Origin of the sequence: Streptomyces sp. NPDC056296 (genome assembly GCF_042268605.1) — a bacterium.
GTDB lineage: Bacteria > Actinomycetota > Actinomycetes > Streptomycetales > Streptomycetaceae > Streptomyces.
In genome coordinates, this window is sequence record NZ_JBHJRX010000001.1 from 277,559 (window position 1) to 301,783 (window position 24,225).

Annotated in this window: 22 protein-coding genes and 2 pseudogenes; 4 read left to right on the top strand and 20 right to left on the bottom strand. The window is 69.5% G+C overall.

The genetic code is table 11. The features are described from left to right. Positions 1-28: 28 nt before the first annotated feature. The 14 genes from nuoN to ACFCZF_RS01425 are packed head-to-tail and all read right to left on the bottom strand — an operon-like array spanning position 29 to position 16,183. Positions 29-1,687: an NADH-quinone oxidoreductase subunit NuoN gene (gene nuoN / locus ACFCZF_RS01360; RefSeq protein ID WP_376669888.1), complete on the bottom strand. Its 1,659-nt coding sequence runs from the start codon at positions 1,685-1,687 to the stop codon at positions 29-31. Continuing rightward, on the bottom strand, positions 1,684-3,255 hold the full coding sequence (locus tag ACFCZF_RS01365; RefSeq protein WP_375912668.1) for an NADH-quinone oxidoreductase subunit M: 1,572 nt from the start codon (positions 3,253-3,255) through the stop codon (positions 1,684-1,686). Before ACFCZF_RS01365 ends, nuoN begins: the two co-directional genes overlap by 4 nt. A gap of 5 nt (positions 3,256-3,260) precedes the next feature. Continuing rightward, positions 3,261-5,234 (bottom strand): NADH-quinone oxidoreductase subunit L, encoded by a 1,974-nt coding sequence (nuoL, locus tag ACFCZF_RS01370; RefSeq protein ID WP_376669889.1) that lies wholly within the window; start codon positions 5,232-5,234, stop codon positions 3,261-3,263. Positions 5,235-5,249: 15 nt separating this feature from the next. Then, positions 5,250-5,549 carry an NADH-quinone oxidoreductase subunit NuoK gene (gene nuoK / locus ACFCZF_RS01375; protein ID WP_003974374.1) on the bottom strand — a complete coding sequence of 100 codons (300 nt, stop codon included), beginning with the start codon at positions 5,547-5,549 and terminating at the stop codon, positions 5,250-5,252. Then, entirely contained in the window at positions 5,546-6,403 is an 858-nt protein-coding gene (locus tag ACFCZF_RS01380; protein WP_376669890.1) for an NADH-quinone oxidoreductase subunit J, read from the bottom strand. Before ACFCZF_RS01380 ends, nuoK begins: the two co-directional genes overlap by 4 nt. After that, positions 6,400-7,041, bottom strand: coding sequence for an NADH-quinone oxidoreductase subunit NuoI (gene nuoI / locus ACFCZF_RS01385; RefSeq protein WP_376669891.1), 642 nt, complete (start codon positions 7,039-7,041; stop codon positions 6,400-6,402). The genes ACFCZF_RS01380 and nuoI overlap by 4 nt, the downstream gene beginning before the upstream one ends. Next, entirely contained in the window at positions 7,034-8,410 is a 1,377-nt protein-coding gene (gene nuoH / locus ACFCZF_RS01390; protein WP_376669892.1) for an NADH-quinone oxidoreductase subunit NuoH, read from the bottom strand. Before nuoH ends, nuoI begins: the two co-directional genes overlap by 8 nt. Then, on the bottom strand, positions 8,407-10,911 hold the full coding sequence (locus ACFCZF_RS01395; protein WP_376669893.1) for an NADH-quinone oxidoreductase subunit G: 2,505 nt from the start codon (positions 10,909-10,911) through the stop codon (positions 8,407-8,409). The genes nuoH and ACFCZF_RS01395 overlap by 4 nt, the downstream gene beginning before the upstream one ends. Further along, the gene (gene nuoF / locus ACFCZF_RS01400) at positions 10,908-12,257 is read right to left on the bottom strand and encodes an NADH-quinone oxidoreductase subunit NuoF (RefSeq protein WP_375912685.1); all 1,350 of its coding nucleotides are present in this window, start codon (positions 12,255-12,257) and stop codon (positions 10,908-10,910) included. The genes ACFCZF_RS01395 and nuoF overlap by 4 nt, the downstream gene beginning before the upstream one ends. Continuing rightward, on the bottom strand, positions 12,254-13,177 hold the full coding sequence (gene nuoE, locus ACFCZF_RS01405) for an NADH-quinone oxidoreductase subunit NuoE (RefSeq protein ID WP_376669894.1): 924 nt from the start codon (positions 13,175-13,177) through the stop codon (positions 12,254-12,256). The genes nuoF and nuoE overlap by 4 nt, the downstream gene beginning before the upstream one ends. Continuing rightward, positions 13,174-14,508 carry an NADH-quinone oxidoreductase subunit D gene (locus ACFCZF_RS01410; protein WP_375912691.1) on the bottom strand — a complete coding sequence of 445 codons (1,335 nt, stop codon included), beginning with the start codon at positions 14,506-14,508 and terminating at the stop codon, positions 13,174-13,176. Before ACFCZF_RS01410 ends, nuoE begins: the two co-directional genes overlap by 4 nt. After that, the gene (locus ACFCZF_RS01415) at positions 14,505-15,260 is read right to left on the bottom strand and encodes an NADH-quinone oxidoreductase subunit C (protein WP_376669895.1); all 756 of its coding nucleotides are present in this window, start codon (positions 15,258-15,260) and stop codon (positions 14,505-14,507) included. The genes ACFCZF_RS01410 and ACFCZF_RS01415 overlap by 4 nt, the downstream gene beginning before the upstream one ends. Then, entirely contained in the window at positions 15,257-15,811 is a 555-nt protein-coding gene (locus tag ACFCZF_RS01420; RefSeq protein ID WP_018528252.1) for an NADH-quinone oxidoreductase subunit B family protein, read from the bottom strand. Before ACFCZF_RS01420 ends, ACFCZF_RS01415 begins: the two co-directional genes overlap by 4 nt. Before the next feature lie 12 nt (positions 15,812-15,823). Then, positions 15,824-16,183 (bottom strand): NADH-quinone oxidoreductase subunit A, encoded by a 360-nt coding sequence (locus ACFCZF_RS01425; RefSeq protein ID WP_003974383.1) that lies wholly within the window; start codon positions 16,181-16,183, stop codon positions 15,824-15,826. Between the two features lie 776 nt (positions 16,184-16,959). Here ACFCZF_RS01425 and ACFCZF_RS01430 point away from each other — a divergent pair. Together ACFCZF_RS01430 and def are read left to right on the top strand one after the other, a co-directional pair. Beyond that, positions 16,960-17,805: a C40 family peptidase gene (locus ACFCZF_RS01430; protein ID WP_376669896.1), complete on the top strand. Its 846-nt coding sequence runs from the start codon at positions 16,960-16,962 to the stop codon at positions 17,803-17,805. 204 nt (positions 17,806-18,009) lie between these two features. After that, positions 18,010-18,636 (top strand): peptide deformylase, encoded by a 627-nt coding sequence (gene def, locus ACFCZF_RS01435; protein WP_376669897.1) that lies wholly within the window; start codon positions 18,010-18,012, stop codon positions 18,634-18,636. A 90-nt stretch (positions 18,637-18,726) separates the two neighbouring features. Here def and ACFCZF_RS01440 read toward each other — a convergent pair whose 3' ends face one another. Continuing rightward, entirely contained in the window at positions 18,727-20,010 is a 1,284-nt protein-coding gene (locus ACFCZF_RS01440) for a geranylgeranyl reductase family protein (protein ID WP_375912706.1), read from the bottom strand. Positions 20,011-20,109: 99 nt separating this feature from the next. Here ACFCZF_RS01440 and ACFCZF_RS01445 point away from each other — a divergent pair, with 99 nt between their 5' ends. After that, a complete protein-coding gene (locus tag ACFCZF_RS01445) occupies positions 20,110-20,625 on the top strand; it encodes a GNAT family N-acetyltransferase (RefSeq protein ID WP_376669898.1) in 516 nt (171 codons plus the stop codon). Between the two features lie 109 nt (positions 20,626-20,734). Next, a complete protein-coding gene (locus ACFCZF_RS01450; RefSeq protein ID WP_376669899.1) occupies positions 20,735-21,094 on the top strand; it encodes a PASTA domain-containing protein in 360 nt (119 codons plus the stop codon). Between the two features lie 26 nt (positions 21,095-21,120). On the opposite strand, the gene ACFCZF_RS01455 is transcribed toward ACFCZF_RS01450, so the two are convergent. The 5 genes and pseudogenes from ACFCZF_RS01455 to mqnC all read right to left on the bottom strand — a co-directional run bounded on the left by ACFCZF_RS01455 (position 21,121) and on the right by mqnC (position 24,157). After that, on the bottom strand, positions 21,121-21,825 hold the full coding sequence (locus ACFCZF_RS01455) for a demethylmenaquinone methyltransferase (protein WP_376669900.1): 705 nt from the start codon (positions 21,823-21,825) through the stop codon (positions 21,121-21,123). Then, positions 21,822-22,030 (bottom strand): annotated as a pseudogene (locus ACFCZF_RS01460) (acyltransferase); the annotation flags it as partial. The pseudogene ACFCZF_RS01460 and the gene ACFCZF_RS01455, both read right to left, overlap by 4 nt. After that, positions 22,005-22,216: pseudogene (locus ACFCZF_RS01465) on the bottom strand (zinc ribbon domain-containing protein); the annotation flags it as partial. The pseudogenes ACFCZF_RS01465 and ACFCZF_RS01460, both read right to left, overlap by 26 nt. Before the next feature lie 127 nt (positions 22,217-22,343). Then, positions 22,344-22,943, bottom strand: coding sequence for a hypothetical protein (locus ACFCZF_RS01470; RefSeq protein ID WP_376669901.1), 600 nt, complete (start codon positions 22,941-22,943; stop codon positions 22,344-22,346). A gap of 14 nt (positions 22,944-22,957) precedes the next feature. Continuing rightward, a complete protein-coding gene (gene mqnC, locus ACFCZF_RS01475) occupies positions 22,958-24,157 on the bottom strand; it encodes a cyclic dehypoxanthinyl futalosine synthase (protein ID WP_376669902.1) in 1,200 nt (399 codons plus the stop codon). Between the last annotated feature and the right edge of the window lie 68 nt (positions 24,158-24,225).

Below are 24,225 nucleotides of genomic sequence, written 5' to 3' on the forward strand. Positions count from 1 at the left end.
CGCCGTCTCCGTACCGGCGAGCGCCGTGTCAGCGCACGAACACCCCCGCCTGTCCCGCCAGGTCCAGGAAGTACTGCGGCGCCACACCGAGCACCACCGTGACCGCCACTCCGACGCCGATCGCCGTCATCGTCAGCGGTGACGGCACCGCGACGGTCGGGCCCTCCGGCCTCGGCTCGCTGAAGAACATCAGCACGATCACGCGGATGTAGAAGAACGCCGCGATCGCCGACGAGATCACACCGATCACGACCAGCGGGGCCGCGCCGCCCTCCGCCGCCGCCTTGAACACGGCGAACTTCCCCGAGAAGCCGGAGGTGAGCGGGATGCCCGCGAAGGCCAGCAGGAACACCGCGAACACGGCCGCCACCAGCGGCGATCTGCGCCCGAGCCCGGCCCACTTCGACAGGTGCGTCGCCTCACCGCCCGCGTCGCGCACCAGCGTCACCACCGCGAAGGCGCCGATCGTGACGAAGGAGTACGCGGCCAGGTAGAAGAGGACGGACGAGATGCCGTCCGGCGTGGTCGCGATGACACCGGCGAGGATGAAGCCCGCGTGCGCGATCGACGAGTACGCCAGCAGCCGCTTGATGTCGGTCTGAGTGATCGCGACGATCGCGCCGGCCAGCATGGTGACGATCGCCACGGCCCACATCACCGGCCGCCAGTCCCAGCGCAGGCCGGGCAGGACGACGTAGAGGATGCGGAGCAGGGCGCCGAAGGCCGCGACCTTGGTTGCCGCCGCCATGAAACCGGTCACCGGTGTCGGCGCGCCCTGGTACACGTCCGGCGTCCACATGTGGAACGGCACCGCGCCCACCTTGAACAGCAGGCCCATGACGATCAGCGCGGCCCCGACCAGGAGCAGCGCGTCGTTGCCCATGGTGTCGGCGAGCGCCGGGGTGACGTTCTGGACGGTGCCGTCGACGACCTGCGCGATCGTGCCGTACGACATCGAGCCCGCGTAGCCGTAGAGCAGGGCGATGCCGAACAGCGTGAAGGCGGAGGCGAAGGCGCCGAGCAGGAAGTACTTGACCGCCGCCTCCTGCGACATCAGCCGCTTGCGGCGGGCCAGCGCGCACAGGAGGTAGAGGGGAAGGGAGAAGACTTCCAGGGCCACGAAGAGCGTCAGCAGGTCGTTGGCCGCCGGGAAGACCAGCATGCCGGCGACGGCGAAGAGGAGGAGCGGGAACACCTCCGTGGTGGTGAAGCCGGCCTTGACCGCCTTCTGCTCGCTCTCGCTGCCCGGTACGGACGCGGCCTGTGCGGCGAAGGAGTCGACGCGGTTGCCGTGCGCCTCCGGATCGAGCCGCCGCTCGGCGAAGGTGAACAGACCGACCAGGCTCGCCAGCAGGATCGTGCCCTGCAGGAACAGGGCCGGTCCGTCGACGGCGATGGCGCCCATCGCCGCGATGCCCGCCTTGGTCGTGCCGTATCCGCCCGCCGCGAGCGCGACGACCGCGGCGAAGGCGGCGACGAGCGCGACCGCGGACACGAACGTCTGCACGTAGTAACGGGACCTGCGCGGCACGAAGGCCTCGATCAGGATTCCGATGATCGCCGCACCGAGGACGATGAGGACGGGCGACAGCTGCCCGTACTCGATCTTCGGCGCGTCGATCTTCCCGATCGGGTCGGCCGCCGTGGCCGCGGTTGTCCACAGGCTGTGGACGGCTGTTGCGCTCACTTGGCCGCCTCCACCTCAGGCTGGGGGTCCTTCTTGTGTACGTCGGACATGGTCTGCTCCACCGCGGGGTTGACGATGTCCGTGAGGGGCTTCGGAAAGACGCCCAGGAAGATCAGCAGCGCCACCAGCGGCGCCACGACGACCAGCTCACGCACCCGAAGGTCGGGCATCGCGGACACCTCCGGCTTCACCGGGCCCGTCATCGTCCGCTGGTAGAGGACGAGGGTGTAGAGCGCGGCGAGAACGATGCCGAAGGTGGCGATGATGCCGATCACCGGATAGCGCGTGAACGTGCCGACCAGGACCAGGAACTCGCTGATGAACGGTGCCAGGCCGGGCAGGGACAGGGTCGCCAGGCCGCCGATCAGGAAGGTGCCGGCGAGCACCGGGGCGACCTTCTGCACTCCGCCGTAGTCGGCGATGAGCCGCGAGCCGCGCCGCGAGATCAGGAATCCGGCGATCAGCATCAGTACGGCGGTCGAGATCCCATGGTTGACCATGTAGAGCGTCGCACCGGACTGGCCCTGGCTGGTCATCGCGAAGATGCCCATGATGATGAAGCCGAAGTGCGAGATCGACGCGTAGGCGATCAGCCGCTTGATGTCGCGCTGGCCGACCGCGAGCAGCGCCCCGTAGATGATGCTGATGACCGCCAGGACGAGGACGACCGGCGTCGCCCACTTGCTCGCCTCCGGGAAGAGCTGGAGGCAGAAGCGCAGCATCGCGAAGGTGCCGACCTTGTCGACGACCGCCGTGATGAGCACGGCGACCGGGGCGGTGGACTCCTGCATGGCGTTGGGCAGCCAGGTGTGCAGCGGCCACAGCGGCGCCTTCACCGCGAAGGCGAAGAAGAAGCCGAGGAACAGCCAGCGTTCCGTGCTGGTCGACATGGTCAGCTCGCCGCTCGCCCGTGCCTCGGCGATCTCGGTGAGGGAGAAGTTCCCGGCGACCACGTAGAGCCCGATCACCGCGGCCAGCATGATCAGACCGCCGGCCAGGTTGTAGAGGAGGAACTTCACCGCCGCGTACGACCGCTGCGTCGCCGCCGTCTTCTCACCGTGCTCGTGGGCCCGGTCCCCGAAGCCGCCGATGAGGAAGTACATCGGGATCAGCATGGCTTCGAAGAAGATGTAGAAGAGGAAGACGTCGGTGGCCTCGAAGGAGATGATCACCATCGCCTCGACCAGCAGGATCAGAGCGAAGAAGCCCTGCGTCGGCCGCCACCTGGTGCTGCCGGTCTCCAGGGGGTCGGCGTCGTGCCAGCCCGCCAGGATGATGAACGGGATCAGCAGGGCGGTCAGCGCGATCAGCGCCACCGCGATGCCGTCCACGCCCAGCTCGTACCGGACGCCGAACTCCGCGATCCAGGAGTGGGACTCGGTGAGCTGGTAGCGGTCGCCGCCGGGGTCGAATCGGACCAGGACCGCGATCGCCAGGCCGAGCGTGGCCAGCGAGACCAGCAGCGCCAGCCACTTGGCCACGGTGCGTTTCGCGGCCGGCACGGCTGCCGTGGCGATCGCCCCGACGGCCGGCAGGACCGCCGTGACTGTCAGCAGGGGAAAGGACATCGGTATCAGACCGCCCTCATCAGCAGGGTCGCGGCGACGAGGACCGCCGCACCGCCGAACATCGAGACCGCGTAACTGCGCGCGAACCCGTTCTGCAGCTTGCGCATCCGCCCGGACAGGCCGCCGACCGAGGCCGCCGTGCCGTTGACGACCCCGTCGACCAGGGTGTGGTCGACGTAGACCAGGGAGCGCGTCAGGTGCTCCCCGCCGCGGACCAGGACGACGTGGTTGAAGTCGTCCTGGAGCAGGTCGCGCCGGGCGGCCCGGGTGAGCAGCGACCCGCGCGGGGCGACGGCCGGGACAGGACGGCGGCCGTACTGCGCCCAGGCGGCCGCCACGCCGATCACCATCACGGCGACCGTGGAGACCGTGACCGTCAGGGCGCTGATCGGCGCGTGCCCGTGGTCGTGCCCGGTGATGGGCTCCAGCCAGTGCACGAAGCGGTCACCGATGCTGAAGAACGCGCCGCCGAACACCGAGCCGACGGCCAGCACGATCATCGGGATCGTCATGGTCTTCGGCGACTCGTGCGGGTGCGGAGGTGTGTACTCGCCGCGCGTCTCGGCGGCGGGCTCCACGTCGGGCTTCGCGGGCGACGGCGTCGGGGCGTTCCGCCAGCGCTCCTCGCCGAAGAACGTCATCAGCATCACGCGCGTCATGTAGTACGCCGTGATGGCCGCGCCCAGCAGGGCCACGCCGCCGAGGATCCAGCCCTCGGTGCCGCCCTTGGCGAACGCCGACTCGATGATCTTGTCCTTGGAGAAGAAGCCGGACAGGCCCGGGAAGCCGATGATGGCGAGATAGCCGAGGCCGAAGGTGATGAACGTGACCGGCATGTACTTCCGCAGTCCGCCGTAGCGGCGCATGTCGACCTCGTCGTTCATGCCGTGCATGACCGAGCCGGCACCGAGGAACAGCCCGGCCTTGAAGAAGCCGTGCGTCACCAGGTGCATGATCGCGAAGACGTAGCCGATCGGGCCGAGGCCGGCCGCCAGCACCATGTAGCCGATCTGCGACATCGTCGAACCGGCCAGCGCCTTCTTGATGTCGTCCTTGGCGCAACCGACGATCGCACCGAACAGCAGCGTGACCGCGCCGACGATGGTGACCACCAGCTGCGCGTCGGGCGCGCCGTTGAAGATGACGCCGGAGCGGACGATCAGGTACACGCCCGCCGTCACCATGGTCGCGGCGTGGATGAGGGCGGAGACCGGAGTCGGACCCTCCATCGCGTCCCCGAGCCAGGACTGCAGCGGCACCTGGGCGGACTTGCCGCAGGCGGCGAGCAGTAGCATCAGGGCGATCACGGTGAGCTTGCCCTCGTCCGCCGAGCCCGCGAGTCCGGCCTCCCCGTGGCCGCCGAGCACCGGCCCGAAGGCGAAGGTGCCGAACCACAGGAACATCAGCATGATCGCGATGGACAGGCCCATGTCGCCGACGCGGTTGACCAGGAAGGCCTTCTTCGCGGCGGTGGCGGCGCTGGGCTTGTGCTGCCAGAAACCGATCAGCAGATAGGAGGCGAGACCGACGCCCTCCCAGCCGACGTACAGCAGCAGGTAGTTGTCGGCGAGGACCAGCAGCAGCATCGCCGCGAGGAACAGGTTCAGATAGCCGAAGAAACGGCGGCGGCGCTCGTCGTGCTCCATGTACGCGACCGAGTACAGGTGGATGAGCGAGCCGACGCCGGTGATCAGCAGAACGAACGTCATCGACAACTGGTCGAGCCGGAAGGCGACGTCGGCCTGGAAACCCTCCACCGGGATCCAGCTGAACAGGTGCTGCGTCAGGGTGCGGTCCTCCGCGCCCATGCCGAGCATGTCGGTGAAGAGGACGACACCGATCACGAAGGACGCGGCGGCGAGCAGCGTGCCGATCCAGTGACCGACCGCGTCCAGCCGGCGTCCGCCGCACAGCAGGACCGCCGCACCGAGCAAAGGCGCCGCCACCAGCAGCGCAATCAAATTCTCTGCGTTAGTCACGGTTCTAGCGACCCCTCACAGCTTCATCAGGCTGGCGTCGTCGACCGAGGCCGAGTGGCGGGAACGGAACAGGGACACGATGATCGCGAGCCCGACCACGACCTCCGCGGCGGCGACGACCATCGTGAAGAAGGCGATGATCTGGCCGTCGAGGTTGCCGTGCATCCGGGAGAAGGCGACGAACGCGAGGTTGCATGCGTTGAGCATCAGCTCGATGCACATGAAGACCACGATCGCGTTGCGCCTGATCAGCACGCCGGTGGCGCCGATCGTGAACAACAGGGCCGCGAGGTAGAGGTAGTTGACGGGGTTCACTTCGACGCCTCCTCGGACCGCTCGGAGTTGCCCGGTTCGACCGCCTTGCGTTCGAGGCGCTCCTCGGACCGCTGCTCCAGCGCCTTCAGGTCGCCCAGCGCCTCCATCGACACGTCGCGGATCTGGCCCCGCTCGCGCAGCGTCTTGCTGACGGTGAGTTCGGACGGGGTGCCGTCGGGCAGCAGGCCCGCGATGTCGACCGCGTTGTGCCGGGCGTACACGCCGGGCGCCGGGAGCGGCGGCAGCTGCTTGCCCTCGCGGACGCGCCGCTCGGCCAGTTCGCGCTGGGTCGCCGCCCGCTCGGTGCGCTCGCGGTGGGTGAGGACCATGGCGCCGACGGCGGCCGTGATGAGCAGGGCGCCGGTGATCTCGAAGGCGAAGACGTACTTGGTGAAGATGAGGGACGCGATGCCCTCCACGTTGCCGTTCGCGTTGGCCTGGGCCAGGCCGGTGAACTCCGTGACGGACGCGTTGCCGATGCCGGCGATCAGCAGGATGCCGAAGCCGAGCCCGGACAGCAGGGCCAGCCAGCGCTGCCCCTTGATGGTCTCCTTCAGGGAGTCCGCCGCGGTGACACCGACGAGCATCACCACGAAGAGGAACAGCATCATGATCGCGCCGGTGTAGACGATGATCTGCACCACGCCGAGGAAGTAGGCGCCGTTGGCGAGGTAGAACACCGCCAGGACGATCATGGTTCCGGCGAGGCAGAGCGCGCTGTGCACGGCCTTCTTCATGAAGACGGTGCACAGGGCGCCGATCACCGCGACCGTGCCGAGGATCCAGAACTGGACGGCCTCTCCGGTGGAGGTGCCGGCAGAGAGAGTCGCTGCGGCGGCGAGCTGCTCGGTCATCGGCGGATCACCTCCTCCGACGCGGGTTCGGTCCCGCCGAAGGTCGAGTCGCCCTCCTGGACGACCTCCCCCTCGGAGTGGGCGACCTGCTGGACCGTGCCGGGCGCCGCCTCGGTCACCAGGCCCCGGTAGTAGTCCTGCTCGTCCGTCCCCGGGTAGATGGCGTGGGGCGAGTCGACCATGCCCTCTTCCAGGCCGGCGAGCAGCTGCTCCTTGGTGAAGATGAGGTTGGCGCGGCTGGAGTCGGCCAGCTCGAACTCGTTGGTCATCGTCAGCGCGCGCGTGGGGCACGCCTCGATGCACAGGCCGCAGAAAATGCAGCGGGCGTAGTTGATCTGGTAGACGCGGCCGTACCGCTCGCCCGGCGAGTAGCGCTCCTCGTCGGTGTTGTCCGCGCCCTCCACGTAGATGGCGTCGGCGGGACACGCCCAGGCGCACAGCTCGCAGCCGACGCACTTCTCCAGGCCGTCCGGATGGCGGTTGAGCTGGTGCCGTCCGTGGAAGCGCGGAGCGGTGGTCTTTTGCTGCTCCGGATACTGCTCGGTCAGCCGCTTCTTGAACATGGCCTTGAAGGTCACGCCGAAGCCGGCCACGGGGTTCTGGAAACCGGGGTTGGTCTCCTTGGGTTCCTCAGCCATCGGACGCCTCCTTTCCATCCGTCGATCCGCCCAGAGATCCGTCACTCTGAGTATCGGGCCCACCACTGACAATCAGCTCCCGCTCCCGGCGCGGACGGCGTCGCGGCACCGGCGGCAACTCCTGTCCGGGCATCGGCGGTACGGGGAATCCGCCGGCCATCGGGTCGAAGCCGGCCGGCTCCTCGGCCGGAGCCTCGGCCTGCTTGCTCCTGTCGCGGTACATGTCCACGACGAAGGACAACAGCAGCAGGACCAGGACGCCGCCGCCGATGTAGAGAGCGATGTCGGCGAAGTCGTAGTTCTCGTTCCGCAGCGCCCGCACGGTCGCGACCAGCATCAGCCAGACCAGCGAGACCGGGATGAGGACCTTCCAGCCGAGCTTCATCAGCTGGTCGTAGCGGACCCGGGGGAGGGTGCCGCGCAGCCAGATGAAGAAGAACAGCAGCAGCTGGACCTTGACCACGAACCAGAGCAGTGGCCACCAGCCGTGGTTGGCGCCCTCCCAGAAGGTGCTGACCGGCCACGGGGCCCGCCAGCCGCCGAGGAACAGGGTGGTGGCGACCGCCGAGACCGTCACCATGTTCACGTACTCGGCGAGCATGAACATCGCGAACTTGATCGACGAGTACTCGGTGTTGAACCCGCCCACCAGGTCGCCCTCGGATTCGGGCATGTCGAAGGGGGCTCGGTTGGTCTCGCCGACCATGGTGACGATGTAGATGATGAAGGAGACCGGCAGCAGCACGATGTACCAGCGGTCGTTCTGCTGCTCGACGATCGCCGAGGTCGACATCGATCCCGAGTAGAGGAACACCGAGGCGAACGCGGCGCCCATCGCGATCTCGTAGGAGATCATCTGCGCGCAGGACCGCAGCCCGCCGAGCAGCGGATAGGTCGAGCCGGAGCTCCAGCCCGCCAGCACCATGCCGTAGATGCCGATGGAGGCGACCGCGAGGATGTACAGCAACGCGATCGGCAGGTCGGTGAGCTGCATGGTGGTGCGCTGACCGAAGATCGAGATCTCGTTGCCGGCGGGCCCGAAGGGGATCACCGCGATCGCCATGAAGGCCGGGATGGCCGCGACGATCGGTGCGAGGACGTACACCACCTTGTCGGCGCGCTTGACGATGACGTCTTCCTTGAGCATCAGCTTGATGCCGTCGGCGAGCGACTGGAGCATGCCCCAGGGGCCGTGCCGGTTGGGGCCGATGCGCAGCTGCATCCAGGCGACGACCTTACGCTCCCACACGATGGAGAACAGCACGGTCACCATCAGGAAGGCGAAGCAGAAGACCGCCTTGATGACGACCAGCCACCACGGGTCGGTGCCGAACATCGAAAGGTCTTCAGCGGCGAGGTACGGGCTCATGCCTCCACCTCCTTGGGGGCTGCGCCCGCGAGCGTCGCCGGACCGATGCGGACGAGGGTTCCGGGCAGCACCCCGGCGTCGGAGGCGACGCCGGCGCCGGCCGAGTTCAGCGGGAGCCAGACCACCCGGTCGGGCATCTCGGTGATCTGCAGCGGGAGTTCGACGGCCCCGGTGGGGCCGGTCACGGCCAGCAGATGGCCGTCCTTGACGCCCGCCTCGGCGGCCGTGGCGGCCGACACGCGCGCGCGTGCGGCATGCCGGGTGCCGGCGAGTGCCTCGTCGCCCTGCTGGAGGAGGCCCTGGTCGAGCAGCAGCCGGTGCCCGGCCAGTACGGCCTCTCCGGCGGCCGGCCGCGGCAGCGCGCTCGCGGTCCCCAGCGGTTCGCCGGCCCGCGGCCCGTCCCAGGCGCCGAGCCGGTCGATCTCCGCGCGCGTGGTGCGCAGATCCGGCAGGCCCAGATGTACGTCCATGGCGTCGGCCAGCATCTGGAGTACGCGGGCGTCGGCGGGCGCGACTCGGCGGGTCATCTGGTCGGGCTTGAGCGCGGCCTCGAAGAGGCGTGCCCTGCCCTCCCAGTTCAGGAAGGTCCCGGCCTTCTCGGCGACCGCGGCGACGGGCAGGACGACGTCGGCGAGTTCGGTGACCTCGCTGGGCCTCAGCTCCAGCGACACCACGAAGCCGGCCTCGGCGAGTGCCGCACGCGCGCGTGCCGGATCGGGCAGGTCGGCGACCTCGACGCCCGCCACCAGCAGCGCCTGGAGCTCGCCCCGGGCCGCGGCCTCGACGATCTCGCCGGTGTCGCGGCCGTAGCGGTGCGGAAGGTCGGACAGGCCCCAGACCGCGGCGACCTCCTCACGCGCGCGCGGGTCGGTCGCCGGACGCCCGCCCGGCAGCAGCGACGGCAGTGCACCCGCCTCGATCGCGCCGCGCTCCCCCGCCCGGCGCGGGATCCACACCAGCCGGGCGCCGGTCGCGGCGGCGGTCCGCAGGGCGGAGGTGAGGCCACCGGTCACGGACGCCAGGCGCTCGCCGACGACGATCACGGCGCCCTCGGCGCGCAGTGCCTCGGCGGCCTGGGCACCACCGGTCTCCAGGCCGACGCCGCTGGCGAGCGCGTCCAGCCACTCGGTCTCGGTGCCGGGAGCGGCGGGCAGCAGCGTGCCGCCGGCCTTCTCCAGACCCCGCGTGGCGTGCGTGGCCAGGGCGAAGACCTTCTGCCCGTGCCTGCGCCAGGCCTTGCGCAGCCGCAGGAAGACGCCGGGCGCCTCCTCCTCGGCCTCGAACCCGGCCAGCAGGACGGCGGGCGCCTTCTCCAGCGCGGTGTACGTGACCCCCGTACCGTCGAGATCCCGGCCGCGTCCGGCGATCCGGGCAGCCAGGAAGTCGGTCTCCTCGGTGCTGTGCACGCGCGCGCGGAAGTCGATGTCGTTGGTGTCCAGCGCCACGCGCGCGAACTTGCTGTACGCGTAGGCGTCCTCGACGGTGAGCCGGCCGCCGGTCAGGACACCGGTCCGGCCCTTCGAGGCGAGCAGTCCCTGCGCGGCGATCTGCAGGGCTTCCGGCCAGGAGGCCGGCTCCAGCTCGCCCTCGGCGTTGCGCACCAGGGGCGTCGTCAGCCGGTCCCGCTGCTGGGCGTACCGGAACGCGAAGCGCCCCTTGTCGCAGATCCACTCCTCGTTGACCTCGGGCTCGTCGGCCGCGAGCCGCCGCATGACCTTGCCGCGCCGGTGGTCGGTGCGGGTCGCGCAGCCGCCGGAGCAGTGCTCGCAGACGGACGGCGAGGAGATCAGGTCGAAGGGGCGGGAGCGGAACCGGTACGCCGCCGAGGTGAGCGCGCCGACCGGGCAGATCTGGATGGTGTTGCCGGAGAAGTACGACTCGAAGGGGTCGCCCTCGCCGGTACCGACCTGCTGGAGCGCGCCCCGTTCGATCAGCTCGATCATCGGGTCGCCCGCTACCTGGTTGGAGAACCGGGTGCACCGGGCGCACAGCACGCACCGCTCGCGGTCGAGCAGCACCTGCGTGGAGATCGGCACGGGCTTCTCGTAGGTCCGCTTCTTTCCCTCGAAGCGGGAGTCGGACTGGCCGTGCGACATGGCCTGGTTCTGCAGCGGGCACTCGCCGCCCTTGTCGCAGACCGGGCAGTCCAGCGGATGGTTGATGAGCAGCAGCTCCATCACACCGTGCTGGGCCTTCTCGGCGACGGGCGAGGTGAGGTGGGTCTTCACCACCATGCCGTCGGTGCAGGTGATGGTGCACGACGCCATGGGCTTGCGCTGGCCCTCGACCTCGACGATGCACTGGCGGCAGGCGCCGGCCGGGTCGAGGAGGGGGTGGTCGCAGAACCGGGGGATCTCGATGCCGAGCTGTTCGGCGGCCCGGATGACCAGGGTGCCCTTGGGCACGCTGATCTCGGCGCCGTCGATCGTCAGCGATACCAGGTCCTCCGGCGGGACCGCCGCCTCTCCCCCTCCCGAGGGAGCATTCGTGGTCACGGTCATGCGTTCACCTCCGTGCGGTCGGCCCAGGCCGTCGACTTGGCCGGGTCGAAGGGGCAGCCGCGGCCCGTGATGTGCTGCTCGTACTCCTCGCGGAAGTACTTGAGCGAGGAGAAGATCGGCGAGGCGGCACCGTCGCCGAGGGCACAGAAGGACTTGCCGTTGATGTTGTCGGCGATGTCGTTCAGCTTGTCGAGGTCGGACATCTGTCCCTTGCCGGCCTCGATGTCGCGCAGCAACTGGACGAGCCAGTACGTGCCTTCGCGGCACGGCGTGCACTTGCCGCAGGACTCGTGCGCGTAGAACTCGGTCCAGCGGGTGACGGCCCGCACGACGCAGGTCGTCTCGTCGAAGCACTGGAGTGCCTTCGTGCCGAGCATGGAACCCGCGGCGCCCACTCCTTCGTAGTCAAGAGGGACGTCGAGGTGCTCGTCGGTGAACATCGGCGTCGAGGAGCCGCCCGGTGTCCAGAACTTCAGCCGGTGACCGGGGCGCATGCCGCCGCTCATGTCGAGGAGCTGGCGCAGCGTGATGCCGAGCGGGGCCTCGTACTGGCCGGGGCCCGCGACGTGGCCGCTGAGCGAGTAGAGCGTGAAGCCCGGGGACTTCTCGCTGCCCATCGACCTGAACCAGTCCTTGCCCTTGTTCAGGATCGCGGGAACCGATGCGATCGACTCGACGTTATTCACCACAGTCGGGCAGGCATAGAGGCCTGCCACAGCAGGGAAGGGGGGACGGAGCCGCGGTTGACCCCGGCGGCCTTCGAGCGAGTCGAGCAGTGCGGTCTCCTCACCGCAGATGTACGCGCCCGCGCCCGCGTGCACGGTGAGTGTGAGGTCGAGTCCGCTGCCCAGGATGTTCTCGCCGAGGAAGCCGGCCGCGTAGGCCTCGCGCACGGCCTCGTGCAACCGCCGCAGCACTGGGACGACTTCACCACGCAGGTAGATGAAGGCATGCGAAGACCTGATGGCGTAACACGCGATGACGATGCCCTCGATGAGGCTGTGCGGGTTCGCGAAGAGGAGCGGGATGTCCTTGCAGGTCCCCGGCTCCGACTCGTCGGCGTTGACAACTAGATAGTGAGGCTTGCCATCCCCCTGGGGAATGAACTGCCACTTCATCCCCGTCGGGAACCCCGCGCCGCCGCGTCCACGCAGACCGGAGTCCTTGACGTACGCGATCAGGTCGTCCGGCGACATCGCCAGCGCCTTGCGGAGCCCCTCGTACCCCTCGTGCCTCCGGTAGACGTCCAGAGTCCAGGACTCGTCCTCGTCCCAGAAGGCCGACAGCACGGGTGCGAGCAGCTTCTCCGGGCTGGTGCCCTTGATCTCGGCTGCCACGGTCATCACTCCCCCTCCTCGGCGGTAGGCCCTGCCGAGTCAGCAGGGCGGGGCGAAGCCCCTCCATCACGGGTGGTGGTGGGCGACGGGTGGGACGGGTCGGAGGCCGATGTGTCCTGCGGCGCGTCGTGCGAGCTCAGGTGTTCCGTCGGAGACGGGTCGTGCACGGCCCGGTCCTGCGATGCGTCGTGCGGCCCGCCGTCCCGCGGGTGCACCACGCGCGCGGCGGACACCTCGCCCTTGGCCAGCTTCAGGCCGGCCAGGGAGGCGGGACCCGCGCTGCCGCCGGCCGCGACGGCGCCGTCCCGCTCGTCGGGGAAGCCCGCCAGGATCCGGGCGGTCTCCTTGAAGGTGCAGAGCGGCGCACCGCGCGTGGGCGTCACCGGCCGCCCCGCGCGCAGGTCGTCGACGAGGCGACGGGCGCTCGCGGGGGTCTGGTCGTCGAAGAACTCCCAGTTGACCATCACGACCGGTGCGAAGTCGCAGGCCGCGTTGCACTCGATGTGCTCCAGGGTGACCTTGCCGTCCTCGGTGGTCTCGCCGTTGCCGACGCCGAGGTGCTCCTGGAGGGACTCGAAGATCACGTCGCCGCCCATCACCGCGCACAGCGTGTTGGTGCAGACGCCGACCTGGTAGTCGCCGCTCGGCCTGCGCCGGTACATGGAGTAGAAGGTGGCGACCGCGGTGACCTCGGCCGTGGTGAGGTCCAGCATGTCCGCGCAGAACCGCATCCCGGTGCGCGTGACGTGCCCCTCCTGCGACTGCACGAGGTGCAGCAGCGGCAGGAGGGCGGACCGGGAGTCCGGGTAGCGGGCGATGACCTCGCGCGCGTCGGTCTCCAGCCGGGCCCGGACGTCGTCCGGGTAGGCGGGCGCGGGCAGTTCCGGCATGCCCAGGCTGACGCCCCGCTCCGAAGAAGAGGTGGTCACCGGTCGACGCCTCCCATCACGGGGTCGAGGGACGCCACGGCGACGATGACGTCGGCGACCTGGCCGCCCTCGCACATCGCCGCCATGGCCTGAAGGTTGGTGAAGGACGGGTCGCGGTAGTGGACCCGGAAGGGGCGGGTGCCGCCGTCGGAGACGACGTGCACGCCGAGCTCGCCCTTGGGTGATTCCACCGCCGCGTAGATCTGGCCCGGCGGCACACGGAATCCCTCGGTGACCAGCTTGAAGTGATGGATCAGGGCCTCCATGGAGGTGCCCATGATCTTCTTGATGTGGTCGAGGGAGTTGCCCAGTCCGTCCGGTCCCAGGGCGAGCTGGGCGGGCCAGGCGATCTTCTTGTCGCCGACCATGACCGGGCCGGGCTGGAGCCGGTCCAGGCACTGCTCGACGATCCGGAGCGACTGGCGCATCTCCTCCAGCCGGATCAGGAAGCGGCCGTAGGCGTCGCAGGTGTCGGCGGTCGGGACGTCGAAGTCGTACGTCTCGTAGCCGCAGTACGGCTGGGCCTTGCGCAGGTCGTGCGGCAGGCCGGTGGACCTGAGGACCGGGCCGGTGGCGCCGAGGGCCATGCAGCCGGCCAGGTCGAGGTAGCCGACGTCCTGCATGCGGGCCTTGAAGATGGGGTTCCCGGTGGCGAGCTTGTCGTACTCCGGGAGGTTCTTCTTCATCTTCTTCACGAACTCGCGGATGTGGTCCACCGCGCCGGGCGGCAGGTCCTGGGCGAGTCCGCCCGGGCGGATGAACGCGTGGTTCATGCGCAGCCCGGTGATCAGCTCGTAGATGTCGAGAACGAGTTCACGATCGCGGAAGCCGTAGATCATGATCGTGGTGGCGCCGAGTTCCATGCCGCCGGTGGCGATGCACACCAGGTGCGAGGAGAGCCGGTTCAGCTCCATCAGCAGGACCCGGATGATCGTGGCCCGGTCCGGGATCTCGTCCTCGATGCCGAGCAGCTTCTCGACGCCCAGGCAGTACGCCGTCTCGTTGAAGAACGACGTCAGGTAGTCCATGCGCGTCACGAAGGTGGTGCCCTGCGTCCAGGTCCGGTACTCGAGGTTCTTCTCGATGCCGGTGTGCAGGTAGCCGATGCCGCAGCGGGCCTCGGTGACGGTCTCGCCGTCGATCTCCAGGATCAGCCGGAGCACACCGTGCGTGGACGGGTGCTGCGGGCCCATGTTGACGACGATGCGCTCGTCGTCGGCGCGGGCCGCGGACTGGACGACCTCGTCCCAGTCGCCGCCGGTGACCGTGTAGACGGTGCCTTCGGTCGTCTCGCGCGCCGAAGCCGCGGACGTTGACTGTGTGCTGCTCACGAGTACGACCTCCGCTGGTCCGGAGCCGGGATCTGGGCGCCCTTGTATTCGACGGGGATGCCGCCGAGGGGGTAGTCCTTGCGCTGCGGGAAGCCCTGCCAGTCGTCCGGCATCATGATCCGCGTCAGGGCCGGGTGATCGTCGAAGACGATGCCGAAGAAGTCGTACGTCTCGCGCTCGTGCCAGTCGTTCGTCGGATAGACGGAGACCAGCGACGGGATGTGCGGGTCGCTGTCGGGCGCGCTGACTTCGAGGCGGATCATCCGGTTGTGGGTGATCGAGCGCAGGTGGTAGACGGCGTGCAGCTCGCGGCCCTTGTCGTGCGGGTAGTGGACGCCGCTGACGCCGGTGCAGAGCTCGAAGCGCAGGGCCGGGTCGTCGCGCATGGTGCGGGCGACGCGGACCAGGTGCTCGCGCTCGATGTGGAAGGTCAGCTCGTCGCGGTCGACGACCGTCTTCTCGATGGCGTTGTCGGGCAGGAGCCCCTGCTCGTCGAGCGCGCCCTCGAGTTCGTCGGCGACCTCGTCGAACCAACCGCCGTAGGGCCTGCTCGCCGGCCCGGGGAGTCGGACGGAGCGGACCAGACCGCCGTAGCCGGAGGTGTCGCCGCCGTTGTTGGCACCGAACATCCCGCGCTGGACGCGGATCTCCTCACCGCCCTGACCGCGCTGGCCGGGGAGGTTCTCCGCGGACAGGTCCTTCTCGGGGTTCACGCCGTTCGCGTCACCTGCCGTGTTGTTCGCGTCGCTCACCGCAGCAGCCCCTTCATCTCGATGGTGGGCAGGGCCTTGAGCGCCGCCTCCTCCGCTTCGCGGGCCGCTTCCTCGGCGTTGACCCCGAGCTTGGAGCTCTGGATCTTCTGGTGGAGCTTGAGGATGGCGTCCATCAGCATCTCGGGCCGCGGCGGGCAGCCGGGGAGGTAGATGTCGACCGGGACGATGTGGTCGACGCCCTGGACGATGGCGTAGTTGTTGAACATGCCGCCCGAGGAGGCGCAGACCCCCATGGAGATCACCCATTTCGGGTTCGGCATCTGGTCGTAGACCTGCCGCAGAACCGGCGCCATCTTCTGGCTGACCCGGCCCGCGACGATCATCAGGTCCGCCTGCCGCGGCGAACCGCGGAAGACCTCCATGCCGAAGCGCGCCAGATCGTAGCGGCCGGCGCCGGTGGTCATCATCTCGATGGCACAGCAGGCGAGGCCGAACGTGGCGGGGAAGACGGACGACTTGCGCACCCAGCCCGCGGCCTGCTCGACGGTGGTCAGCAGGAAGCCGCTCGGCAGTTTTTCTTCGAGTCCCATGTCAAAGGCCCCTCAGTCCCATTCCAGGCCGCCGCGCCGCCATACGTACGCGTACGCGACGAAGACGGTGAGCACGAAGAGCAGCATCTCCACGAGCCCGAAAATCCCCAGGGCGTCGAAGGTGACGGCCCAGGGGTAGAGGAAGACGATCTCGATATCGAAGATGATGAAGAGCATCGCCGTCAGGTAGTACTTGATGGGGAAGCGCCCGCCGCCGGCCGGCGTGGGGGTCGGCTCGATTCCGCACTCGTAGGCCTCGAGCTTCGCCCGGTTGTACCGCTTCGGACCGATCAGCGTGGCCATGACCACGGAGAAGATCGCAAAGCCTGCCCCGAGGGCTCCCAGTACGAGGATGGGCGCATACGCGTTCACCGCTCCTCGCTCCTCTCAGTCGGCACTGACTGCTGGCGGTTGCACTGGCACTGCACTGGCACTGCACTGGACTCACAGCCGCCCCAACAGCCCCACGAACCCCGCCCGTCCTGAACGAAGATCGCGAACATGTGAAGCAGGTCACAAGCCCAACTGCCTCGCATCCTATGCCTGCCACTCTGTGATCTGCGACACGGGGTATTGCACAAGCTTTGTGATCTCCACCACCTGACGAACGATCATGAAGTCGGATGAGCGGTGATCTTCACACAAGAAGCGTTCAGGTGATCACCAGAGGTGACATTTTCGCTCGTCGCCGCTGGCCAGAGGGTGCGAGCAGCGGGCGTCTCAATATCAAGATGCTTCTCGTGCATGCAAATTGGTGCTGGACGCGAACGCTTGATAGAGGACGCGTTCACACATCAGAGGGAGGGGCGGGGTGCGATGTGGACACGTGCACGCGTTCACGAGCGCCGCGGGACCGGTCGCGCGCCACGGACGCGGTCGACGGGGCAACCGTTCCGTGACCTGCGCCACATTCATGAGAGACGTCTGAGAACCGGGCTTGGCCAACTGTCCCAACAAGTGGTAAGCGCGGGGCAATTCGGGCGTAACGATCAAAGAGCGTGATCACAGGCCGGTTACGAGCCGCCCGCAATGTCCGTTAGGGCGTCAATAAGGAGCGACACGCCCGGGATTCGAGGCTCGATTGAACAACTGTGGCGCAGCCCACGTTTCTTGAAGGTATGGAGGAGCTCCTGATACCGGTTGTCCCTATGTCCCACACCGCTCACATACGCAGCCACCGGAAACCCCGCCGCAGCGCGTCGACCATCGCGATGCGGGCCGGAGTTGCCGGTGGCGTCCTCAGCACCCTGGCAGTGGCCGGGGCGTCGGGTTCGGCCATCGCGGCCGAACCGGTGACGCAGACCCTGGAACTGCCCACCCTGACGGCCGACCTGGCCGCTCAGGTCGCCCAGTCCGCGGACGTCACGCAGCAGGCGGCCGCGAGCTACGAGCTGCAGGCCGAGCGTGACGCCGCCGCCACGAAGGCCGCCAAGGAAGCCAAGGCCGACCTCGCCGAGGCCAAGAAGAAGGCCGCGGAGGAGAAGAAGAAGGCTGAGGAGGCCGAGCGCAAGGCGGCCGCCGAGCGCGCCTCGCGCAGCGCCGAGCGCGCCACCCTGAGCGCCACGGCGGACACCGGGTCCTCCGACAGCTCGGGCAGCAGCGCCGGCAGCAACACGTCCACGTCCACGTCCACGGCCACCGGTTCGGCCGCCGCGGTCGTCTCCTTCGTGCAGTCCCAGGTCGGCGACGCCTACGTCTCCGGCGGCACCGGCCCCAACTCCTGGGACTGCTCCGGCCTGGTGCAGGCCGCCTTCAAGTCGGTCGGCGTCGACCTGCCGCGCGTCTCCCAGTCCCAGTCGACCGCAGGCACCCAGGTCGGCCTGGACAACCTCCAGCCGGGCGACATCCTGTACTGGGGCGGTGCGGGCAGCGCGTACCACGTAGGCGTCTACGTCGGCGACGGCATGTTCGTCGGCGCGCAGAACTCGTCAACCGGCGTCATCAAGGCGTCGCTGTCGTACGACCCGCCGAGCGGCGCGGTGCGCGTGCTGTAGTCCACGCACGCACACACCCGCACCACGCGGACACCCCCGCACCACGCGGACACCCCCGCACCACGCGGACACCCCCGCACTACGCGGACACATCCGCACGAAGGGCCGCAGCCACTCAGGGCAGCGGCCCTTCGGCCTCTCCTGGCATGCTCGGCGCGGGCCGGTTTCCCACCGGCCCGTCCACGAGCCGAAGGAGAGAACGTCATGCCGAGTGTGTTCGTACAGGGCCGGCCCAGCACCGCCTCCTACCCGCCGTTCGCGCCCGAGGCCCGGCGCGGGTCGGTACGGCGGGTCACCGAGGTCGGCGAAGAGGTGCTGCACAAGCCGTGCCGGGACGTCACCGAGTTCGGGCCGGACCTCGCCGCGCTCATCGACGACATGTTCCGCACGATGTACGTGGCCGAGGGAGCCGGGCCGGCGGCGAATCAGGTGGGCGTGGCGCTGCGCCTGTTCGTCTACGACTGCCTGGACGACGACGGTGTCCGACATGTCCAACACGTCGTCAATCCGGTGCTGGAGTCCCTCGAACCGTCCGCCAGGCGGCTGCTCGACGAGGGCGAGGGGTGCCTGTCCGTGCCGGGCGCCGTCGTGGCCCTACCGCGGCCCGACCGGGCCGTCGTGCGGGGCCTCGACAGGGACGGCGAGCCGCTTCTCGTCGAGGGCACCGGCTACTTCGCGCGCTGTCTCGCCCACGAGACCGACCACGTGAACGGGCACGTCTACCTGGACCGGCTCTCCGCCCGTGAACGGAAGGCGGCGCTGCGGCAGTCGGCGGACCGGCGCGAGGAGATCTTCGCGCGCCGGACCGCCAACGCCGCGGCTCTCGACTGATCGGGCCGAGCACGCCAAGCACGCCAAGCACTCCGAGCACTCCGAGCACGCCGAGCTGGCCGAGCTGGCCGAGCTGGCCGGGCAGCCCGGTCAGGCCTTCGGCGCGACCTTGCTCAGTCCGTTGATGATGCGGTCCATCGCGTCGCCGCCCGTCGGGTCCGTCAGGTTGGCGAGCATCTTGAGGGTGAACTTCATCAGGATGGGATGGGTGAGGCCGCGCTGGGTCGCGATCTGCATGACCTTCGGGTTGCCGATGAGCTTCACGAAGGCGCGGCCCAGCGTGTAGTAGCCGCCGTAGGTGTCCTTCAGGACGCGCGGGTAGCGCTGGAGGGCGATCTCGCGCTGGGACGGCGTGGCCCGCGCGTGTGCCTGGACGATGACGTCGGCGGCGATCTGGCCGGACTCCATGGCGTAGGCGATGCCCTCGCCGTTGAAGGGGTTCACCAGGCCGCCGGCGTCACCGACCAGCAGCAGGCCCTTGGTGTAGTGGGGCTGGCGGTTGAAGGCCATGGGCAGGGCGGCGCCGCGGATGGGGCCGGTCATGTTGTCCGGGGTGTAGCCCCAGTCCTCCGGCATGGAGGCGCACCAGGCCTTCAGGATCTCGCGCCAGTCGATCTCCTTGAAGGAGTTGGAGGTGTTCAGCACGCCCAGGCCGACGTTGGAGGTGCCGTCGCCCATGCCGAAGATCCAGCCGTAGCCCGGCAGGAGCCGGTCCTGGGCCCCGCGGCGGTCCCACAGCTCCAGCCAGGACTCCAGGTAGTCGTCGTCGTGGCGGGGCGAGGTGAAGTACGTACGGACGGCGACGCCCATCGGGCGGTCCTCGCGGCGGTGCAGGCCCATCGCCAGGGACAGCCGCGTGGAGTTGCCGTCGGCGGCCACGACCAGCGGGGCGTGGAAGGTGACCTCGCGCTTGTCCTCCCCCAGCTTGGCGTGCACTCCCGTGATGCGGCCGGTGCGGTCGTCCACGATCGGGGCGCCGACGTTGCAGCGCTCGTACAGGCGCGCGCCGGCCTTCTGGGCCTGCCGGGCGAGCTGGTCGTCGAAGTCGTCGCGCTTGCGGACGAGTCCGTAGTCCGGGAAGGAGGCCAGATCCGGCCAGTCCAGCTGGAGGCGGGAGCCGCCGCCGATGATGCGCAGGCCCTTGTTGCGCAGCCAGCCGGCCTCCTCGGAGATGTCGATGCCCATGGCGACGAGCTGCTTGACCGCGCGAGGGGTCAGGCCGTCACCGCAGACCTTCTCCCGGGGAAACGCGGTCTTCTCCAGCAGGAGGACGTCGAGCCCGGCCTTGGCCAGGTGGTACGCGGTCGTGGAGCCGGCTGGCCCCGCGCCCACGACGATCACATCGGCGGTGTTGTCGGAGAGGGGCTCGGTCACGGCGGGATCTCCCCAGAGTTCGAAAATCTGCGTGCCGACGGGCACTGGACATGGGCAGTCTATTCAGCGTCACCGATCACCCGGCTGAAGGGCTGCCCAGTGAACCGAGCTCTCCCCGTTGTACGGTTGCGCGTCCCCACCGACGAGGACGCCGTCGCCTGGCACCGGATCTTCGACGACCCGGACGTCATGGAGTTCCACGGCGGGAGGTCCGCGGAGCTGTCCGTCTACGAGGAACTCACCGCCCGCCAGCGTCGGCACGACGCCGAGCACGGCTTCTGCCTGTGGACCATGGTGGACGAGGACGGCCGGGTCATCGGCTTCACCGGCGCCCAGCCGTGGCCGCAGGACTGGGGCCCCAAGGGCGACATCGAGATCGGCTGGCGCCTCGGGCGGGCGCACTGGGGCAAGGGGTACGTCACGGCTGCGGCCCGGCAGACCCTGGAGCGGGTGCGGGCGGCCGGTGTGGCGGAGGTGGTCGCGATGGTCAACGCCCGCAACGCCCGGTCCATCGCGGTCACGGAGCGGCTGGGCATGCGGCTCGACGAGGTCTTCACGACCCCGGTCTCACGGCAGCAGGGGCACTGCTACCGGCTCCCCCTGCAGGATGCATGACAGACAGTAACATGACAGGCAGTAACCAAGTGTCACAGTAAGCCACTTGGCGCTTCCCGGCGGTGCCCCGCGGAGTTACTCTGCCGGGTACCGCTGGGGGGTGACGTCCGTGCGCCTGGTACCCGAGAAATCCGACGTACGTGTACCGCGCCTGGTCGGCCTGATGGCCGTGGACGCTCGGGAGGCGGCCGGGGCGCAGGGCTTGTCCCTGCACGCGCCGGACCGGCCGGACCTCCACCTCACCGTCGTCGACTACGTCGTACGCCAGTATCCGCGGCCCGGCGCGCAGGTGCCGCGGGAGTCGATGGTGTACGTGTGGTTCGACTTCGGGGAGGGCGAGGGCGGCGGGGGCATCCGGGAGCCGCGTGTGCCGGGTCCGCCCCGGGGCGGGCTCCGGCGGGAGCTGGCCGAGCCGGGCGAGCCCGGCGAGGGCGGGCCGCCCCACTGCGCGATCCTCAGCTCTCCCTGAGTCCCCTCAGCTCTCCCTGAGTCCCCTCAGCTCTGCTTGCTCTGCTTGAACCCCCGGTGCAGCGCCACCACGCCGCCCGTCAGGTTCCGGTACGCCACCCTGGACCAGCCGGCCTTGCCCAGCCGCTCCGCGAGCGCCGGCTGGTCGGGCCAGGCGCGGATGGACTCGGCGAGGTAGACGTACGCGTCGGGGTTGGACGACACCGCGCGGGCCACCGGCGGCAGGGCGCGCATCAGGTACTCGGTGTAGACGGTCCGGAAGGGCGTCCAGGTCGGGTGCGAGAACTCGCAGATGACGACCCGGCCGCCGGGCCGCGTCACCCGGTACATCTCGCGCAGTGCCGCGTCGGTGTCCTGCACGTTGCGCAGTCCGAAGGAGATGGTGACCGCGTCGAAGACGTCGTCCTTGAACGGCAGCCGCATCCCGTCGCCGGCGGTGAACGGCAGCCACGGGTGCCGCCCCTTGCCGACCTGGAGCATGCCGAGGGAGAAGTCGCAGGGGACGACGTAGGCGCCGGTGCGGGCGAAGGGCAGGGAGGAGGTCGCGGTGCCGGCCGCGAGGTCGAGGATCTTCTGCGCGGGACGGGCGTCGACGGCTCTGGCGACCTCCTTGCGCCACGCCCGGTCCTGGCCGAGGGAGAGCACGGCGTTCGTCAGGTCGTACCGTTCCGCGACGTGGTCGAACATCGAGGCGACTTCGTGCGGCTGCTTGTTCAGGGAAGCGCGGGTCACGGGCCCATTGTTGCAGCACGGGCGCACGGCAGCGGGCGCGGCCTCTTCCGCGCGGCGACGTCCTCCACCCATCCGAACAGCAGCACGAACGCCGCGACCAGGGCCCAGCCCACCCCAGCAGGAACCACTGGCTGTCCAGCGGCAGGTACGCCTCGAAGGCGGACACCTCCCAGAACCGGTCGTTCAGCGGAACGGCGGCCGGCAGCCGGGACGAGCGCGAGGCCCATCCGGCACAGGTGGGCAGGACGTTCCGGGCCGCGTTGTGGTCGGCGTTGCCCGACCAGCCGCAGTCCGGGTTCTCGCACACGAACACGGCCTGGGACTCCCGGCTGCCGGGCGTGGTGAAGCCGCACGCCGAGCAGCGTCGGGAGGTGTCGGCGGCAGGAACCTCGGTGCGCCGAGGACGCGTCGGCCAGCGACGCGCTCACCACGTGCAGCGGCGTGGAGCAGGAGGACGGGGCGTTCGGCGCGGCGTTCGGCGCGTAGGCCCGTCGGGCGAGCCCCGTGGGACCGCGCGCTCAGCGCCCCCGGTACACCAGACGGCCGCCCACGACGGTGGCCACGCACGTGGACGCGCCGTCCCGCACGAGCGCGGCCCGGTCGGGTACGTCGAACACCGCGAACCGGGCGGGCTTCCCGGCGGCGAGCGCGGGAAGCAGCACCAGCGGGACCGGCGAGAAGGACGCGGGCCCGGGCAGGGTGGCCGGACGCGCCGCCACGGCGAGCCCCGCTCCGCGCACCGCGTCCAGGGCCGCTCGGCCTCGCAGCTCCCCGGCGAGGGCGACCGTTCCGTGCGCCAGCATGCGTTGTACTCCTCGGCGCGCGCTGGCGCCCCGCGCGGACGCGTGCGCACCGAGGAGGGCGAGCGCGCGCTCACCGAAGATCGGCTCGGTGCCCAGCCGGTCCGCCTCGCGCGGGTCGGGGTGGTAGGCCTGCTCCAGCAGTTCCGGGCCGTACGGGTTGAGCAGTCCGGGCGTCAGGATGCCGGGCCACCGGCGCACCCGCGCCCGCGGGTGGTCGGCGGCCAGTGCCTCGTACGGGCCGACGGCGGCGAGACGCGCGCCGTCGACCACGACGGCCGTCCCGGGCGAGGCTTCGCAGGTGTGGATCGTCAACACGGAAGCGACAGCCCTCAGTTGGAGGCGAGCAGCTTCAGTTCCGGATGGGCCGTGCCGCCCTCGATGGCCGTGGACGAGATGTGGGACACGACGCGCTCGTCGACGGGGTCGTTCGCCGGGTCGTCGTGCACGACGAGGTGCTCGTACGTCGTGGCACGCTGCGCCGGGACGCGTCCCGCCTTGCGGATCAGGTCGATGATCTCCAGCCGGTTGGACCGGTGCTTGGCGCCGGCCGACGACACGACGTTCTCCTCCAGCATGATCGAGCCGAGGTCGTCCGCGCCGTAGTGCAGGGAGAGCTGGCCGACCTCCTTGCCCGTCGTGAGCCAGGAGCCCTGGATGTGGGCGACGTTGTCCATGAACAGCCGGGCGATGGCGATCATCCGCAGGTACTCGAAGAGCGTGGCCTGCGTGCGGCCCTTCAGGTGGTTGTTCTCGGGCTGGTAGGTGTACGGGATGAAGGCGCGGAAGCCGCCGGTGCGGTCCTGCACGTCCCGGATCATGCGCAGGTGCTCGATGCGCTCGGCGTTGGTCTCGCCGGTGCCCATGAGCATGGTGGAGGTCGACTCGACACCCAGCCGGTGCGCGATCTCCATGATCTCCAGCCAGCGCTCGCCGGACTCCTTCAGCGGCGCGATCGCCTTGCGCGGACGCTCCGGGAGCAGTTCGGCGCCGGCACCGGCGAAGGAGTCGAGCCCGGCGGTGTGGATGCGCTGGATCGCCTCCTCGACCGACACCTTCGAGATCCGCGCCATGTGCTCGACCTCGCTCGCCCCCAGGCTGTGGATGACGAGCTCGGGGAACTCCTTCTTGATGGCGGCGAAGTGCTTCTCGTAGTACTCGACGCCGTAGTCCGGGTGGTGGCCGCCCTGGAACATGATCTGCGTGCCGCCCAGCTCGACGGTCTCCGCGCAGCGGCGCAGGATGTCGTCGAGGTCGCGGGACCAGCCCTTCTTCGTGTCCTTGGGGGCCGCGTAGAAGGCGCAGAACTTGCACGCCGTGACGCACACGTTCGTGTAGTTGATGTTGCGCTCGATGATGTACGTCGCGATGTGCTCGGTACCGGCGTACCTGCGCCTGCGTACGGCGTCGGCGGCGGCGCCCAGCGCGTGCAGCGGGGCGTCGCGGTAGAGGACGAGCGCCTCCTCGGGGGTGATCCGCCCACCGGCGGCGGCGCGGTCGAGGATGGGCTGAAGGTCGGCCTTCTCGGTCACCGGCGTCCCTTTCGCAGAGTTCGTAAGGGTTGTGGACGGACCAGACCAGCGTACGCCAGCCCTCTCGG